At 65.2% G+C, this 17,299-nt stretch carries 15 protein-coding genes; 11 read left to right on the plus strand and 4 right to left on the minus strand.

The window, feature by feature from the left end; translation table 11 throughout:
• The first annotated feature begins 5 nt into the window (after positions 1-5).
• The 11 genes from GO615_RS02485 to GO615_RS02535 all read left to right on the plus strand — a co-directional run bounded on the left by GO615_RS02485 (position 6) and on the right by GO615_RS02535 (position 13,136).
• Positions 6-1,604 carry an indolepyruvate oxidoreductase subunit beta family protein gene (locus GO615_RS02485; protein ID WP_169125461.1) on the plus strand — a complete coding sequence of 533 codons (1,599 nt, stop codon included), beginning with the start codon at positions 6-8 and terminating at the stop codon, positions 1,602-1,604.
• A 27-nt stretch (positions 1,605-1,631) separates the two neighbouring features.
• Positions 1,632-2,621 (plus strand): PDR/VanB family oxidoreductase, encoded by a 990-nt coding sequence (locus tag GO615_RS02490; RefSeq protein WP_169125462.1) that lies wholly within the window; start codon positions 1,632-1,634, stop codon positions 2,619-2,621.
• Between the two features lie 35 nt (positions 2,622-2,656).
• The gene (locus GO615_RS02495; RefSeq protein WP_169125463.1) at positions 2,657-3,970 is read left to right on the plus strand and encodes an aromatic ring-hydroxylating dioxygenase subunit alpha; all 1,314 of its coding nucleotides are present in this window, start codon (positions 2,657-2,659) and stop codon (positions 3,968-3,970) included.
• Between the two features lie 199 nt (positions 3,971-4,169).
• Positions 4,170-4,655, plus strand: coding sequence for an aromatic-ring-hydroxylating dioxygenase subunit beta (locus tag GO615_RS02500; RefSeq protein ID WP_169125464.1), 486 nt, complete (start codon positions 4,170-4,172; stop codon positions 4,653-4,655).
• 19 nt (positions 4,656-4,674) lie between these two features.
• On the plus strand, positions 4,675-6,309 hold the full coding sequence (locus GO615_RS02505) for an AMP-binding protein (protein WP_169125465.1): 1,635 nt from the start codon (positions 4,675-4,677) through the stop codon (positions 6,307-6,309).
• On the plus strand, positions 6,306-7,478 hold the full coding sequence (locus GO615_RS02510) for a thiolase family protein (protein ID WP_169125466.1): 1,173 nt from the start codon (positions 6,306-6,308) through the stop codon (positions 7,476-7,478). Before GO615_RS02505 ends, GO615_RS02510 begins: the two co-directional genes overlap by 4 nt.
• A gap of 199 nt (positions 7,479-7,677) precedes the next feature.
• Positions 7,678-8,922: an SDR family NAD(P)-dependent oxidoreductase gene (locus GO615_RS02515; protein ID WP_169125467.1), complete on the plus strand. Its 1,245-nt coding sequence runs from the start codon at positions 7,678-7,680 to the stop codon at positions 8,920-8,922.
• Between the two features lie 63 nt (positions 8,923-8,985).
• Positions 8,986-9,771: a cyclase family protein gene (locus tag GO615_RS02520; RefSeq protein WP_169125468.1), complete on the plus strand. Its 786-nt coding sequence runs from the start codon at positions 8,986-8,988 to the stop codon at positions 9,769-9,771.
• Positions 9,772-9,781: 10 nt separating this feature from the next.
• Complete coding sequence (locus GO615_RS02525; RefSeq protein ID WP_169125469.1) at positions 9,782-10,510, plus strand: SDR family NAD(P)-dependent oxidoreductase; 729 nt, start codon at positions 9,782-9,784, stop codon at positions 10,508-10,510.
• A gap of 66 nt (positions 10,511-10,576) precedes the next feature.
• Positions 10,577-11,728: an ABC transporter substrate-binding protein gene (locus tag GO615_RS02530; protein WP_169125470.1), complete on the plus strand. Its 1,152-nt coding sequence runs from the start codon at positions 10,577-10,579 to the stop codon at positions 11,726-11,728.
• 202 nt (positions 11,729-11,930) lie between these two features.
• On the plus strand, positions 11,931-13,136 hold the full coding sequence (locus tag GO615_RS02535) for an NnrS family protein (RefSeq protein ID WP_169125471.1): 1,206 nt from the start codon (positions 11,931-11,933) through the stop codon (positions 13,134-13,136).
• Between the two features lie 181 nt (positions 13,137-13,317).
• Here GO615_RS02535 and GO615_RS02540 read toward each other — a convergent pair whose 3' ends face one another.
• The 4 genes from GO615_RS02540 to GO615_RS02555 form a co-directional block, all read right to left on the minus strand.
• Positions 13,318-15,810, minus strand: coding sequence for a type I restriction endonuclease (locus tag GO615_RS02540; RefSeq protein WP_211166920.1), 2,493 nt, complete (start codon positions 15,808-15,810; stop codon positions 13,318-13,320).
• 94 nt (positions 15,811-15,904) lie between these two features.
• The gene (locus GO615_RS02545; RefSeq protein ID WP_169125472.1) at positions 15,905-16,219 is read right to left on the minus strand and encodes a hypothetical protein; all 315 of its coding nucleotides are present in this window, start codon (positions 16,217-16,219) and stop codon (positions 15,905-15,907) included.
• A gap of 482 nt (positions 16,220-16,701) precedes the next feature.
• Positions 16,702-17,034: a type II toxin-antitoxin system RelE/ParE family toxin gene (locus tag GO615_RS02550; protein ID WP_169125473.1), complete on the minus strand. Its 333-nt coding sequence runs from the start codon at positions 17,032-17,034 to the stop codon at positions 16,702-16,704.
• Positions 17,031-17,279: a ribbon-helix-helix domain-containing protein gene (locus GO615_RS02555; protein WP_169125474.1), complete on the minus strand. Its 249-nt coding sequence runs from the start codon at positions 17,277-17,279 to the stop codon at positions 17,031-17,033. Before GO615_RS02555 ends, GO615_RS02550 begins: the two co-directional genes overlap by 4 nt.
• Positions 17,280-17,299 lie beyond the last annotated feature (20 nt).

Genomic DNA, 17,299 nt, shown 5'->3' on the forward strand with positions numbered 1-17,299 from the left:
CTCCGATGAGCCAAGTGACCCTTCATTCCGGCACGCCGATCAAGATCGCGATTCTCGCGATGGGCGGCCAGGGCGGCGGCGTGCTCGCCGACTGGATCGTCGAGATGGCCGAAGCGGGCGGCTGGTGGGCGCAGACGACCTCGGTGCCGGGCGTGGCGCAGCGCACCGGGGCGACGATCTACTACGTCGAGCTGCTGCCCGAGGCGGCCGCGCACGCCGCCGGGCGTCCGCCGGTGCTCGCGATGATGCCCACGCCGGGCGACGTCGACCTCGTCGTCGCCGCAGAGCTGATGGAAGCCGGCCGCGCGATGCAGCGCGGCTTGGTGACTCCGGAGCGCACGACCCTGATCGCCTCCACCCACCGCAGCTACGCGGTCGCGGAGAAGGCGGCGCCGGGCAACGGCATCGCCGATCCCAACAAGGTCCTCGATGCAGGGCGCGAAGCGGCCCGGCGCTTGCTGTGCTTCGACCTGCAGCAGATGGCCGAGCGCGCCGGCAGCGTGATCTCGGCGAGCCTGTTCGGTGCGATCGCCGGGGCCGGCGTGCTGCCGTTCGCCCGCGACGCGTTCGAAGCGACGATCCGCCACGGCGGCGTCGGCGTCGAGGCGAGCCTGAAGGCGTTCGCGCTCGGTTTCGACGCCGCGGCCCAGGCCCCTGCCGCGCCCGCGCGCATCGACACCTCGCGCCCGCTGCCCGACGTGCCTGCGAGCGCGGCGCATCCGCGCGTGCAGGTGCTGCTCGACACGGTGAAGCAGTTCCCGCAGGCCACACAGCCGCTGCTCGTCGCGGGCGTGCGCCGGCTGATCGACTACCAGGACGTCGCGTACGCCGAGGACTACCTGCGCACGCTGCAGGGCTTCCGTACGCTCGACGCGCAGGCCGGCGGCGACGCGCGCGACTGGGCGCTGACGCAGGCGGCGGCCCGTTACGTCGCGGTCGCGATGAGCTACGACGACATGATCCGCGTCGCCGACCTGAAAACGCGTGGCAGCCGCTTCGAGCGCGTGCGCAGCGAAGTCGGCGCGAAAAGCGACCAGCTCGTCTACACGACCGAGTTCATGCACCCGCGGCTGGAAGAGATCTGCGGCACGCTGCCGCTGCGGCTCGGTCGCTGGCTGGAGAACTCCAAGACGTTCGGCGGCTTCATCCGCCGCCGGGTCGAGCATGGCCGGCGGGTGAAAACCGGCACACTGACGTGGTTCGTCGGGCTGTACTGCATTGCCGGCCTGCGCCGCATCCGCCGCGGCACGCTGCGCCACGCGATCGAGACGGCGCACATCGACGACTGGCTCGCCCGCACGACCCGCATCGTCGCGACCGACTATGCCCTCGCCGTCGAGGTGCTCGCCTGCCGGCGTCTCATCAAGGGCTACAGCGGCACGCACGACCGCGGCGATCGCCGCTTCGCGCGGCTGATGCAGGCCGCCGACGAACTGCTCGGCCAACCCGAGGCCGCGGCAACGCTGAAATCCTTGCGCGACGCCGCGCTCGCCGACGAGGAAGGCAAGGCGCTCGACGCACAGCTCGCTCAGCTGCTGCGCGCTCCCGCCACGCCTCCCGCAGGCGGCCGCGCACGAATCGACACCCCCCGCGTCGCGGCCTGAGCCGTGATCCTATCGAGGAGCGTTCCCATGCGCACATTCGAACTTGAAGTCCGCGCCGTCACCACGGAAACCCCGCTGATCCGCGCGTTCGAACTCGCCGCGCCCGATGGCGCCGCCCTGCCCGGCTTCAGCGCCGGCGCACACCTGCAGATCGCGGTGCCGGGGCTCGCCGAGCCGCGCTGCTATTCGCTGATCGAGCTGGCGCCCGACGCGGCGGCCTTCGACCGCCCGACGCGCTATCGCCTCGGCGTGCGCATCGAGGACGCCAGCCGGGGCGGTTCGCACTTCATGCACGCGCTGAAGGCGGGCGACCGCATCACGGTGACCGGTCCGAAGAACGACTTCGCGCTGCACGCTCCGGCCCCCGGCGAGGCCCCGATCGTGCTCCTCGCGGGCGGCATCGGCATCACGCCCGTCGCCTCGATGGCGGCGGCGCTGAAGGCGGCCGGGCGCCCCTTCGTGCTGCACTACAGCGGCCGCAGCCGCGACCAGCTCGCCTTCGTCGACGAACTCGCGACGCTGGCCGGCGACGCGCTCGTGCTGCACGCCGACGACGACCCCGCGACCCGGCTCGACGTCGGCGCGCTGCTCGAATCGGTGAAGCCTGCGCGCGGCGAATCCCCGCACCTCTACGTGTGCGGCCCCAAAGGCATGATCGACGCGACCATCGACGGCGCCAAGGCGCGCGGCTGGACCGCCGACCACGTGCATTTCGAACTCTTCGCCACCGCGGCGCCGGTCGCGGGCGACCAGCCCTTCGAACTGGAACTGCGCCAATCAGGCCGCATCCTGACGGTCCCCGCCGACAAGACCATCGTAGAAGTCATGGAAGAAGTCGGCTGCGACCCGATGTTCGACTGCAAGCGCGGCGAATGCGGCGTGTGCACGGCGACCGTCCTCGAAGGCGTGCCGGACCACCGCGACTACTTCCTGACGGACTCGGAGAAGGCCGCAGGAAAGCTGATCCAGATCTGCATCTCGCGTGCGAAGAGCGCGCGGCTGGTGCTCGATCTCTGAACGACCACAGACGAGAAAACTCGCAGGAGGAGACGATGGAACGCTACACGGGCAACCCCGACGCCGTGCGCGCGCTGGTGCGCGACCTCGAAGTGCACAAGGACACCTACATCGACGAGGAAGTCTTCGCGCTCGAAATGGAGCACCTCTTCGCCAACACCTGGGTGTATGTCGGCCACGCCAGCCAGGTGCCGAACAAGGGCGACTTCTACACGACGACCGTCGGCACCGAACCGGTGGTGATGGTGCGCCACACCGACGACTCGATCCGCGTGCTGTACAACCGCTGCCCGCACAAAGGCGTCAAGGTCGCCGGCGAGACCTGCGGCAACACCGGAAAATTCTTCCGCTGCCCCTACCACGCCTGGACCTTCAAGACCGACGGCAGCCTCCTCGCGATGCCGCTGAAGAAAGGCTACGAGAACACCGGCTTCGAGTCCTGCGAGGCCAAGCACGGCATGGCCGCGGTCGAGAACGTGAAGGTCTACCGCGACTTCGTGTTCTGCCGGCTCAACCCGCAAGGCATCGCGTTCGAGGACTACTTCGGCGAGTCCTTGTCGACCATCGACAACATGGTCGACCGCTCGCCCGAAGGCCGCCTCGAAGTCGCCGGCGGCGTTCTGCGCTACATGCACAACTGCAACTGGAAGATGCTCGTCGACAACCAGACAGACACCTGCCACCCGATGGTCGCGCACGAATCCTCCGCCGGCACCGCGGTGAAGGTGTGGCAGGAAGCGCCCGAAGGCACGCCCAAGCCGATGGCGGTCGAACTGTTCGCGCCCTTCGTCTCGTCCTACGAGTTCTTCGAGAACATGGGCATCCGCGTGTGGGAAAACGGCCACGGCCACACCGGCGTCGCCGACTCGATCCACGCCGCCTATTCGCCCGCCCCCGGCTACTGGGAACAGATGGTCGCCGCCTACGGCGAGGAGCGCGCGAAGGCGATCCTCGGCGACACGCGGCACAACACCGTCTATTTCCCGAACATCATGGTCAAGGGCCCGATCCAGACGCTGCGCCTGTTCAAGCCGATCGCCGCGAACAAAACCCTCGTCGAATCCTGGACCTTCCGCCTCGTCGGCGCGCCCGACCTGCTGCTCGAACGCACGCTCATGTACAACCGCCTGATCAACGCCCCGACCTCCGTCGTCGGCCACGACGACCTGGAAATGTACGAACGCGCCCAGGAAGCCCTGCAATCGCGCGGCCGCAACTGGATCAACGTCGCAAGGCTGTTCGACCCCGCCGAGAAAGAACAGAAGAACGTCGCGACGAACGGCACGAACGAGTGGCAGATGCGCAACCAGTTCCGCGCATGGGCGAAGTTCATGACCGAAAGCATGTAGAGCCAACCGCAACTAACCCCGACAGCAAGGGACGGTCGGGGTGTTTGCGGAGCGGGCGAGGACTGTCTGAGCGAGGGCCGCGGGAGCGGCCCGAAGCGAGTTCCGCAGCCCGCGGAGCAAATACCCCGACCGGCCCGATTAGCGGCACCCACGCCCTCGCCCCGAAGAAGACAGCGCAAACAGAACGAGGAACAAGCCAATGACCACCCTCGACATCACCCACAAGACCCTCACCGACTTCATCTACGCCGAAGCCCGTCTCCTCGACGAGCAACGCTTCGAGGACTGGCTCGACCTGTTCACCGACGACGGCCACTACTGGATGCCGCTGGCCCACGGCCAGACCGACCCCCGCCTCCACACCTCGCTGATGTACGAAGACAAACTCCTGCTGCGCGTGCGCGTCGAACGCCTCGCCGGCCAGCGCACCTTCTCGCAACAACCGAAAAGCCGCTGCCACCACCTCCTGCAAGCGCCGACCGTCGAATCGTCCGACCCCGGCGGCGAACACATCGTGCGCACCGCTTTCCACTACGTCGAAACCCGCCAGGACCAGCAGACCCTCTTCGCCGGCTGGACCACGCACCACCTCGTCGAAGACGCAGGCGCGCTGAAGATCCGCCTCAAGCGCGTCGACCTCGTCAATTGCGACGCCGCGTTCGGCAACATCCAGCTCTTCATGTGAGCCCCTCGTGAGCCCCTTCATGACCGCCACCGTCTTCGACGCATTCACCGCGGCCGCCGGGCAACGGGGCGAACGCCCCTTCCTGTGCATCCTGCCCGACACCGCCGCGGCTTACGGCATCGCCCCCGGCGAACTCGCCTACCGCGACGCCGCACAGCGCATCGCCGCGCTCCGCGACGCCTACGCTGCCGCCGGCTACGGCCCCGGCCACCGCGTCGGCCTGCTGCTCGAAAACCGCCCGGCCTTCTTCCTGCACTGGTTCGCCCTCAACGCCCTCGGCGTCTCCGTCGTCCCCATCAACGCCGACCTGCGCGCCGCCGAACTCGAATACCTCATCGGCCACTCCGAAATCGCCCTCGCCGTCGCGCTGCCGCAACGCCACGCCGATCTCGCCGCCGCAGCCGAACGCGCCGGCCGGCCGCTGCGCATCATGAGCGACGGCGACACGCCGCCGCCCACCGCCTTCCCCGCGCCACTCGCGGGCACGGCGCCGGACGAACTCACCGAATGCGCCCTGCTCTACACCTCCGGCACCACCGGCCGGCCCAAGGGCTGCATGCTGCCGAACCGCTACTTCCTGCACGCCGGCCGCTGGTACGCCAACATCGGCGGCCTCGCGCGCCTCATGCCCGGCGAAGAGCGCATGATCACGCCGCTGCCGCTGGTGCATATGAACGCGATGGCGTATTCCGCGATGGCCATGATCATGACCGGCGGCTGCCTCGTCCCCCTCGACCGCTTCCACCCCAAGCGCTGGTGGGCCAACATCAGGGAGGCCCGCGCGAGCGTCGTGCACTACCTCGGCGTCATGCCGGCGATGCTCATGAAGGCCGACGCCTCGCCCGAAGACCGCGCCCATTCCGTGCGCTTCGGCTTCGGCGCGGGCGTCGATCGCACGCTGCATGCGGCGTTCGAGCAGCGCTTCGGCTTCCCGCTGCTCGAAGCCTGGGCGATGACCGAAACCGGCGCCGGCGCGGTGATCATCGCGAACCATGAGCCGCGCAAGGTCGGCACGAGCTGCTTCGGCAAGGAGGCGTCCGACGTCGAAGTCCGCATCGCGACCGAACACGGAAGCGACGCCGGCATCGACGAACCCGGCGAACTCCTCGTGCGCCACGCCGGCGACGATCCGCGCTACGGCTTCCTCGCCGGCTACCTGAAGGACGAGGCCGCGACCGCGGAAGCCTGGGCCGGCGGCTGGTTCCACACCGGCGACGTCGTCCGCCGCGACGCCGACGGCCACCTGCATTTCGTCGACCGCAAAAAGAACGTCATCCGCCGCAGCGGCGAGAACATCGCCGCGGTCGAAGTCGAGAGCGTGCTGCAGCAGCATCCGCTCGTGAAGGCCGTCGCCGTTGCCGCGGTTCCCGACCCGGTGCGCGGCGACGAAGTCATGGCCTGCATCGTGCCGCAGCAGCCGCTCGCCGACCGCCGCGCGATGGAGGCCGCCGCCGAGGAACTCGTGCGCTGGACGCTCGGCGAACTGGCGTACTACAAGGCGCCGGGCCATGTCGCCTTCGTCGACAGCCTGCCGCTGACGGCAACGAACAAGATCCAGCGCGGCGAACTGAAGGCGCTGGCGCCAACGCTCGTCGGCGCGCCCGAGTGCGTCGACACCTGCGCGCTGAAGAAGCGCCAGGAGACCGCGACATGAGCCGACGCCTCGCCTACGACGGCGTCGTCGCCGCGATGCCCGTCACCGTGCCCTATGCGCGCTACTCGACCCACGCCGCACACTGGTGGCTCGGCCGCGCCCTCGCTGCGCTGATCCGCGAGTCGGGCATCGCCAAGGCCGACATCGACGGCGTGTGCGTCTCCAGCTTCACGCTCGGCCCCGACACCGCGGTCGGTCTGATGCAGCACCTCGGCATGAGCCCGCGCTGGCTCGACCACATCCCGATGGGAGGCGCGTCCGGCGTCGTGGCGCTGCGGCGCGCGGCGCGCGCGGTGCAGGCCGGGGACGCCGAAGTCATCGCGTGCATCGCCGGCGACACCAACCATGTCGACTCCTTCCGCCACACCGTCAGCCAGTTCTCGCGCTTCGCGCAGGACGCCGTCTATCCCTACGGCGCCGGCGGGCCGAACGCGAGCTTCGCGCTGCTCACCGACCACTACATGCGGCAGTACGGCGCCACGCGCGAGGACTTCGGCAAGCTCTGCGTCGCGCAGCGCGACAACGCGCTGCGGAACCCGCATGCGCTGATGAGGAAACCCCTGACGCTCGCGCAATACCTCGACGCGCGGCCGATCACCGATCCGATCCATCTCTTCGACTGCGTGATGCCCTGCGCCGGCGCCGAAGGCTTTCTCGTCATGACCGAGGAACGGGCACGCGCCCTGAAACTGCCGGGCGTGCGCATCCGCTCGACCATCGAGCGCCACAACGCCTACCCCGACGACCCGATCCAGTTCCGCGGCGGCTGGGCGATGGACCGCGATGCGCTGTACGAGCACGCGGGGGTCTCGCCCGCGGACGTCGACTTCATCGAAACCTACGACGACTACCCCGTGATCAATATGCTGCAGTTCGAGGACCTCGGCTTCTGCGCGAAGGGCGAAGCACCCGCCTTCGTGCGCGAGCACGGCTTCACCATCGACGGCTCCTTCCCGTTCAACACCTCCGGCGGGCAGCTCTCGGTCGGCCAGGCGGGCGCTGCGGGGGGCTACCTCGGGCTCGTGCAGGCGCTGCGCCAGCTCACGAACGCCGCCGGCGCCATGCAGGTCGCGGACGCGCGCATCGGCCTCGTGTCCGGTTTCGGCATGATCAACTACGACCGCGGCCTGTGCTCCGGCGCGGCGCTGCTGGAACGGGGGACGGCATGAGAATCGATGACGATCGCGCCCCGTTCGAGCGGCTGGTCTGCCACCCGAGCCATGGTTTCCGTAGGGCGGGAGGAGCGCCAGCGTATCCCGCCAGAACGGCGTTTGACGATCCCCGACGTTCGTCCGGCGGGATGCGCTTCGCTCCTCCCGCCCTACGTTCTGCGTGCCCGACAAGCTTCAAGGAATGGAGCCTAGTCCAGTGACCGACGCCGCACCGAAACCGAAACGGAAGAACCCCGTCGCGCGCACGCGCCTGCCCACGCTGCCGCCCGCATCGCGCAGCCGGGCCGCGCTCGGCCTCGCCCGCGCCGCCGCCGAAGGGCGCTTCGAGATGCAGGCCTGCGCCGACTGCGGCGCGGTGCAATACCCGCCGCGCGAAGTCTGCGGCAGCTGCCTGTCCGAACGGCTCGACTGGCGCGAAGTCGCCAACGGCGGCGCGCTGATCGCGACGACGACCTTGCGCCACAGCAACGATGCCTATTTCCGCGAACGCCTGCCGTGGCGCGTCGGCACCGTGAAGATGGATGCCGGCCCCTCGGCGGTCGCGCACGTGCATGAAGACTGCCAGGAAGCCAGCCGCGTGCGCCTCGCCCTGAAACTCGACCGTAGCGGCCAGGCCGTGCTGCACGCCCTGCCCGCGGAGGACACCCCGAACATGAACGATTCTCCCCAACTGCGCGAGACGCATTGCGACCCGAAGCACCGCCGCGTGCTCGTCACCGACGGACGCTCCACGCTCGGCCGCGCGATGGTCAAGGCCTCGCTCGACGCAGGCGCCGCAACCGTGTTCGTCGGCGATCCGGCGACCTGGAAGGCCGATGCCGGGTTCGACGCCTTTGTAGCCTCCGATCCGCGCATCGAGCCGGTCGCGCTCGACGTCACCGACACCGACTCGGTCGACCGGCTCGCCGCGTCGATCGGCGCCAAGGTCGAGATCCTCATCAACACCGCCGACCACCTGCGCGACGGCGGGGTCATGCACGCGCGCGACGTCGGGCTCGCGCGCGACGCCTTCGACGTCAACGTGCTCGGCCTGATGCGGCTCGCGCAGGCTTTCGGCCCGACGATGTGCTTCCGCGCGGCCGACGGCACGCACGGCGCGGTCGCGTGGGTGAACCTGCTGTCGATCCACGCGCTCGCGGCCCTGCCCGCGCGCGGCGCATGGTCGGCCTCGAAGGCCGCCGCCCTGTCCGCCGCCCTGACCCTGCGTGCCGAGTTCGGCGGCGCCGGCATACGGGTCATGAACGTCTTCCCCGGCCCCATCGACGACGAATGGGAGCAGCTGACGCCGCCCCCGAAGCTCGCGCCGTCCGCGGTCGCCGCCGCCGTCGTCCGCGGGCTGCGCGACGGCGTCGAGGACCTCTACGTCGGCGACGTCGCCGAGGAGCTGCGGGCGCGCCTGCGCGACAACCACAAGGCCGTCGAACGCGAACTAGGCGGCTGATTGCGCCGCAACACACAACGACAGACCCGTAAGGGCACCCCACCCACCGAAGGAGACCTCCACGTGAGCACCGCCATCCTTGCGCAGTTCATGGCCGAGCTGCTGTCCGGCCGCATCCGACTCGTCGACCTCACGCAAACCCTGACCCCGGAATTCCCGACCATCGTCCTGCCGCCGGAACTCGGCCAGGCCTGGCCCTTCCGCATCGAGGAGATCTCGCGCTACGACGAGCGCGGTCCGGCCTGGTACTGGAACAACTTCTCGTGTTCCGAACATACCGGCACGCACTTCGATGCCCCGGTGCATTGGGTCACCGGCAAGGACCAGCCGAACAACGCCGTCGACTCGATCCCGGTCGAGAACTTCATCGCCGCCGCCTGCGTCATCGACGTCTCCGCCGAGGCCGCGAAGGATCCCGATTTCCTCCTCACGATCGACTTCGTGCTGGCATGGGAGGCGCAGCACGGCCGCATCCCCGAGCGCTCGTGGGTACTGCTGCGCACCGATTGGTCCAAGCGCAGCGGCGCGAAGGAATACCTGAACATGGCCGAGGACGGCGCGCATTCGCCGGGCCCCGACGCCGAGGTCGTGCCCTGGCTGATCCGCGAACGCAACGTGCACGGCTTCGGCACCGAATCGATCGGCACCGACGCCGGCCAGGCGCATCACCTCAACCCGCCCTACCCGTGCCACTACTTCATGCACGGCAACAACCGCTACGGCCTGCAGTGCCTCACGAATCTCGACCAGCTGCCGCCCCAGGGCGCGCTGATCCTCGCCGCGCCGCTGAAGATCCGCAACGGCTCCGGCAGCCCGCTGCGCGTGCTCGCGCTGACCCCGCGCACCTGAGGACATGACGATGAGCGAAAGACGTGTCGCGATCGTCACCGGCGGCAGCGCCGGCATCGGCGCCGATATCTGCCGACGCATGCTGGACGAGGGCTACGAGGTGGTTTCCGTCGCGCGCCGCGCCGCCGACTGGACGCACCCGCGGCTGACGAACTTCCAGGTCGACCTCCTCGATGCCGCCGCGACCGAAGCCGCCGCGCAGGAGATCGCGCGCGACTTCCCGGTGAGCCACCTCATCCACAACGCCGGCGTGATCTGGCCCAAACTGCTGCCCGAGGTCACGCAGGACGATCTGCACGGCCTCACGCAGATCCACCTCGGCGCGGCGATCAGCCTGATGCAGGCGACGCTGCCCGGCATGCGGGCGCGCGGCTTCGGCCGCGTCGTGCTGATGTCCTCGCGCGGCGCGCTGGGCCTTGCCACGCGCACCGCGTATTCGGCGACCAAGGCCGGCATGATCGGCATGGCGCGGACCTGGGCACTCGAACTCGCGCCGCACGGCATCACCGTGAACGTCGTCGCCCCCGGCCCCATCGCGACCGACATGTTCCACGACGTCGTCCCCGCCGGCAGCGAGCGCGAGCAGAAGCTCGCCGCGAACATCCCGGTCGGGCGCATCGGCCGCCCCGACGACGTCACCCGCGCGGTGATGTTCTTCGCCGACCCCGCGAACAGCTTCGTGACCGGCCAGACCCTGTACGTCTGCGGCGGCGCGAGCGTCGGCACGCTGACGATCTGATCCCACCCCACAACCAGACGCCTTAAGGCGCCCCTACCCCAAGCACCGCACCCACGGAGACGAAAGATGAAGCTGAACAAAGCTGCCACCACCCTCGCGATCGCACTGGCCGCCTTCGCGTCGCAGTCCGCCCTCGCCCAGGTGAAGATCGGCGTCGTGTCGTCGGCGACCGGCCCGACCGCGCTGGTCGGAATTCCGCAGAAGAACACCGTGCCGCTGCTGCCGGCGAAGATCGGCGATCTCAGCGTCGAGTACATCCCGCTCGACGACGCGAGCGACCCGACCGCGTCGGTCACCGCGGTGAAGAAGCTGATCTCCGAGCAGAACGTCGACGCGATCATCGGCCCCTCCGGCTCGCCCAATGCGATGGGCGTCATCCAGTTCGTCGCCGATGCCGGCGTGCCGCTCCTCGCGCCGGTCGGCACCGCGGCGGTCGTGACGCCGATGGACGACAAGAAGAAGTGGGTGTTCAAGACCACGCAAAACGACGACATCATCGCCACGGCGCTGGTCGGCCACATGGTGAAGTCCGGGGTGAAGACGGTCGGCTTCATCGGCGTCGGCGACCCCTACGGCGAGAACTGGTACAAGGTGTTCTCCGCGCTCGCCGACAAGAATGGCATGAAGATCGTCGCCAACGAACGCTTCCAGCGCCAGGACGCGTCGGTCACCGGCCAGAGCCTGAAGATCCTCAGCGCCAAACCCGACGCGGTGCTCGTCGCCGCCGCGGGCGGCCCGGCGGTGCTGCCGCAGACCACCCTCGTCGAGCAGGGCTACAAGGGCCAGATCTACCAGACCCACGGCGCCGCCCTGCCCGACTTCCTCAAGCTCGGCGGCAAGAAGGTCGAAGGCACGATCCTCGCCGCGAGCCTGATGCTGGTGCTGCCCGAGATCGCCGACAGCCATCCGTCGAAGAAGATCGCCAGCGACTACATCGCCGCCTACGAGAAGGCCCATGGCACCAAGCCCGCGACCTTCGGCGCCAACGTCTTCGATGCCGGCCTGTTGCTGCAGCAGGCGATCCCGGCCGCCGCGAAAGTCGCCAAACCCGGCACGAAGGAGTTCCGCGCCGCGCTGCGCGACAGCCTCGAGCAGACCCGCGAGCTCGTCGGCACCCAGGGCATCTACAACATGAGCGCAACCGACCACAGCGGCTTCGACGAGCGCGGCCGCGTCCTCATCGCCGTCAGGGACGGCGCCTGGACGCTGGCGAAGTAGACCGCCGATCGGGCAATCGCTGGCCTCGTAGGGCGGGAGCAGCGCAGCGCATCCCGCCATCCTGCCTCCGGCTCCCCGCGCCGCCGAGCCATCCACCGCCCACGAAAGCACCCTCATCACCACCACCTTTGACGCCGGACAGAAACTCCAACCCGTATCGCCCCTAGACTGAAGCGGTCCAAACAATTTCACGGCCAACGAAATGTCCGCGACCGCATCCCGCGTGTTTCCCGCAGCGCTATGGGTGAGCGCGTTCCGCCCCTTCTTCCTGCTCGGCACGCTGTACGCCCCGCTGCTGATGGGCGCCTGGCTCGGCGCCTGGTCCGGCTGGTGGAGCGGACCGGTCGGCAGCATGCCGGCGGCGCTGTGGCACGGTCACGAGATGGTCTTCGGCTTCTCGACCGCGATCATCCTCGGCATCGTGCTCACCGCGCTGCCCAGCTGGGCCGGCACCGAGGAGATCCACGGCACGCGCCTCGCCCTCACCGTCGCCGCATGGCTCGCCGGCCGTCTCGCCTTCTGGGGGATGCCGCTGCTGCCCACCGGCATCGCCGCGGTGGCCGACTGCCTGCTGTTTCCCCTGGTGTTCGCGACCGTCGCGCCGCAACTGCTGCGGGCGACAAACCGCCTCTACCTCCTGCTGCTGCCGGTTCTCGCCGCCTTCTTCACCGCGAACCTCGCCTTTCATCTCAGCATTGGCGCAGGCAATCCGGCCGTCGCCACGGTCGCCCTGCACGGAGGCGTCTATACGATTCTCACGCTCTACGTGCTCAAGGGCGGCGTGCTGACGCCGGTCTTCACCGGCAACGCGCTGCGCGAAAAAGGGCGCGGGGAGCAGGCGCCGTTCCGGATGTGGCTCGACATCACCGCCGTCGGCCTCGTCGTCGCGCTCGCCGCGCTCGATCTCGCCGGCGCGCCGGCCCGCTGGGTCGGCCTCGCCGCCCTCGCCTGCACGCTCGTCCACGCCTGGCGCGTCGGCCGCTGGCAAGGCTGGCGCGTGGCCGACGTCCCCCTCCTCCTCGTCATGCATCTCGGCTTCGCCTGGCTGATCCTCGCCTTCGCCCTCAAGGCGCTCGCGGCGCTCACCGGCCTCGTTTCGGACACCGCGTGGCTGCACGCCTTCACAGTCGGCAGCCTCGGCATGATGATGCTCGGCCTGATGACCCGCGTGAGCCTTCGCCACACCGGTCGCCCCCTCGCGCTGCCGCCCGCGATGCGCCTCGCCTGCGCGCTCGTCTTCAGCGCGGCGATCGCGCGGCTCGCGCTGTCGATGCCCGAAGCGCGCCCGGCCGCGATCACCGCGGCCGCGCTGCTGTGGGCGGCGGCTTTCGCGATCTACTTGTCTAGGTTCGGGGCGCTGCTGGCCAGACCGAGCCTTCCGCGCAAGGTCGGTGGTCTCAACACCTGAACTCTGGAACTCGCACTGAGATCCAATCGCGCGAAGCGGCAATTCTCCCCTTCAGAGCGACAGGCAAGTCGTCGGCCACAGCGGACATTAATCCAACTGCCCTATGCGGCTCACGCATCCGCTTTTGATACGGCGCATCGAAACCCAAAGGCACAACCAGGGCGATTCTCAACTTGTGGATTCATTGCCGTGAATGCGGCTGTTTAGCCGCACTCCTCCTGACCGTCTCCTTCTCGGTAGAGAAAGTCACCTTGGCTTTGTGGCTAAACATCTCGTCCTCGGGCATACCCAAACCATACAACTCCCTCTCAGCATATTCCTCTTGATTTAGATAAGCGATAAATTTATCTACACGCTCAAGCCTGACCCTGATCCGCTCCATTCTCTCTCCACGGGTAAAAAACCTGTACTCTTGCTTGGCTGCCTCTGCAAGGTAATTGCACGTCTGTTGATCGAAAATCCCGCAGTCGGTGCAAACCAAATCGAGGTATGTAAAATAATAGGAGAGCTCGTTTAGCATGTAGAACCCATAATTGGTAATCTTTATGGAATCTACGGCAGCTGAGTATGCGTCTAATCGATTGTTCGCTTCTACGAAGCCATGCTTTAACAGAACATCGAGGTTCCGCTCGAAGTCTTCAACCATATTGAAGGTCTCGGCGAAGTAGTTTCGCAGCTCTGGCACGGAGAAGTAGGACGGGGAGGATACATCAACCCCCTTGGCGAGTTTCCGCAGCACCCGTAACCCCGTAAAGTGAGAACCATGTCGCGCCGACCTTAATTGGTAAATATTTGGAATGTCACTCAGTTTTTCGTCGTAGAAGTATCGGGTCGGAACCATTACGGGCTTTATTACCTGGTGAATTTTGAATGTCCAGGCCCCGGATCCGATCATCTCGTCGACATTTGTGTACCCCGATAGTAGAAAGCTGCTAAATAGATCCAGGGAAAGGCGTATGTCCCCATGTGCGCATGCGGTGAGGAAGCTATTTAGGGGGGACCCGTCCTTTGAGAAATCTCGGATTAGTATATTTAGATACTTGATGCAGTCGACAGCGATACCGTCTTCAATATCAGGAAGCAAGCGGTCTCTTGTTCGAAAGTTTTCGAGCAAACGCACAGTATAATCGAGCCGCTTCTTGAACACCTCCGAGGGCTTGGGGGAACTGATGTGGAACCCCGATTTTTGAAATGCATCTAGGACACCGTGTATTTTTGAGACATAAAACCTCTCTTCTCGCATCGACACCAGGACAACGCAGTCAAGCTGTTTGGAAATCTCTTGCGCTGAGGTAAAACAGAAATCTTGTATCTCGGCGCAGTACTGATCGGTGTTGTCTACGACAACAATTGCTCCTTTTCCCCGGTCCGCCCAATAGCTAACAAGACGCTTGGCGCAATAAACCTTGTCGTCCTTCCAATCCCTAACAAGCTGATTGAGCTTAATATTGTAGGCTTCTGACGCAGCACTAAGGCCCGCCAAGTCTTGTTTCCGTGCAGTTGCAAATCGGTCTTGAAATAGAGTCGATGTCAATTGATCCCTATCCGACTCGAGAATTAATTCCGGGTCCAATTTCGCAACAAGTGAGTCCCAGATCTCCCGCCTGATTACGTCCTGTGATTCAGGAGTCTTTAGGAGGTCTACAACCGCAGAAATGGAATGATCTTTAAGCCACCTCGGCGCGTTATGGTGAAGTATTCGCTTGATAAAGGTCGACTTACCCGAGCCCTTTCCACCAAATAGAACTAGAACTTCACCGGGCCTCTTGTTTTTGATATTCTTCGTGATACGACCTCCAAGTCGCCCGCCCTTTCCAGTATCTTCGAGTTGCTGAACCCCATACTCTTCAAAGTAGGGACTTAGCGAATCGTGTATAAGTGTTCGCATCCCGTCAAAGGTAGTGTGATACTCCCTTTGGGAGACATAGCACTTACTCATGAAATCCTTGTCATCATCTCCGATGACTCCGAAATACCGCTTCACCATAGGTCTTAGCGTGTTCGCCAAGCGGTTTGCGCTGATAGCATGGGAATAGGCTACAATTTTTTCTTTGGGTGAAAAGATACTACGGTCTTTTGGTGGAGCACTCGTAAGCAGCTCAACAAGTGAGGAATTTTCCGTAACGGCGATGAATGAAAAGTAGTTCTCTGCCTTGGTGGCTTCATCAGCAAAAAAGTCCAGCCGTCGAATCACGAATGCCTGCAGGGTCTCCCACTTCTTTCCTTTTTCAAACGTCTTAAAGAAAATCCACTCGTGTCCATTGGTGATGCAAGCATATTCGCAGCCCAGCTCGAAGCAGTAGTTTCGCACTTGTGTGACGGCGGCAGCTATATTTTTGTCGCTCGTAAGCTTCTTGAGGCCGACAAAGCATGAGGTTTCGGCCGCGCGGTATGCAATCGGAAGCTCGAAGAAGACCCCTTCCTTCTTGGCCTCTATGACAAGGAGAGCATCTCCATTGGATTTCTTAAGGATAAAGTCCGCATATCCGTCGTGGACGTTTTCTTCGTGGAATACTCGGTTTCTTGGCCAATGCAAGTAATCGTGGAGAATGTAGTCAATTATCTTATGCCGCGTATCTGCCTCATTTCTAGAGCGCTCGCTTGCCTCACTAATGAGCTGGTGCAACGTTGTTGAACTAGCAACATTCATCTTGTTCTCGGAAGTCGTTGACATATCTGTCTGCACACCTATTCTTGGTCTTAATGATACCGCTAGACGGAAGTCGGGATATTATGACGCATACGCCTTTGGTATGCAGCACAACAATTCATTTATGCGAGTCGATGGAATCGGCCAATCGGAAAACAGGGGACAGACCACGATTTTCAACAGCTGTATGTACATAGAGCGGCCAGTCGTCCCGGAAAACCTGAATGTCCGCACCAGCAGAGGAGATCGGTAGTGATTGAGCTGCCCCACGAAGGTCGCCTTCGCGCGTGAAAACAGGGGACAGACCACGATTTTCAACAGCTGTATGTACATAGAGCGGCCAGTCGTCCCGGAAAACCTGAATGTCCGCACCAGCAGAGGAGATCGGTAGTGATTGAGCTGCCCCACGAAGGTCGCCTTCGAACGTAGTCATCGTAGAGAGATGGGCGGGGTTCGCCGAGCGTTCCACTCAAGGAGACCCTCGGGCGTATCGGCACTCGTCGTGGTCTGCGGCGCTGGCGCCGGACAGTTTCCTGTTTGCGTGCGATCCAGTGCTCAAGCGTCCGACGATCACCCGCCTGCTTGGCGTGCCGGCAACATCAGCCGTATACGAAAACAGGGGACAGACCACGATTTTCAACAGCTGTATGTACATAGAGCGGCCAGTCGTCCCGGAAAACCTGAATGTCCGCACCAGCAGAGGAGATCGCATCGGCTGACCGGCTGGTGTCGGAGCGATGCCGTCGACTAACTGGTAACTACCTCAGCGGCGCAACTGGCAGCAGTTAGGCGATACTGCGCTCTCGGCGTCTCGCTCAGAAGCAGCTGCCCGTCGTTCCGAAGGCTTTCGTCGCATGGCTGCCGGTACGGTCAGATCTCTTTCTGCTCTGGATCGACGAATACCAGTCGGTCGCGTCAGGCTAAAGCGTCGGGGTCCTGCATCCAGGCGGGAATATCGCGCTGGCTATGCAACACGCGCCAGACATCAATATGGTCCGGCCGTTCGACATAGAAGACGAGGTAGGGATAGCGCGACAGCGACCAGAAGCGAAGACCGGGAAGGTCCAGTTCATGGCCATAGCGAGGTGAGCCCGTACCCGGTTGGCGGCCGATGTGGGTATAGGCCTGTTCCAATGCGTCGATGAAACCGAGAGCGACCGGTGCGGCGCCCTCATCGAGGTAGTAGGCGACTGCGTCGTCGACGTCCCGGTTGGCCTGCTCGCGCGGAACTACGGGCTTGACCTTCACTCGCGAGAGGACGTTGCGGCCTTGCGCACGCGGTCACGCAGACCTTGGAAATAGGCAGGACTGGCTGGCGCTCCAGGTGCAGAGGCGGCGCCCGCGAGCAACAAACCACGCAAACACTGACGATCCTGATCCTTGCGGATCAGTTCGCGCACGTACTCGCTGCTGGTGCCGAAGCCGCGCTCGCTGACCTGCTCATCCACGAAGGATTTCAGGCTCTCGGGCAGGGAAATGTTCATCGTGCTCATGGCCATAGATTAGTCAGCTT

This window comes from Aromatoleum evansii (genome assembly GCF_012910805.1).
In the GTDB taxonomy this organism is placed as follows: Bacteria; Pseudomonadota; Gammaproteobacteria; order Burkholderiales; family Rhodocyclaceae; genus Aromatoleum; species Aromatoleum evansii.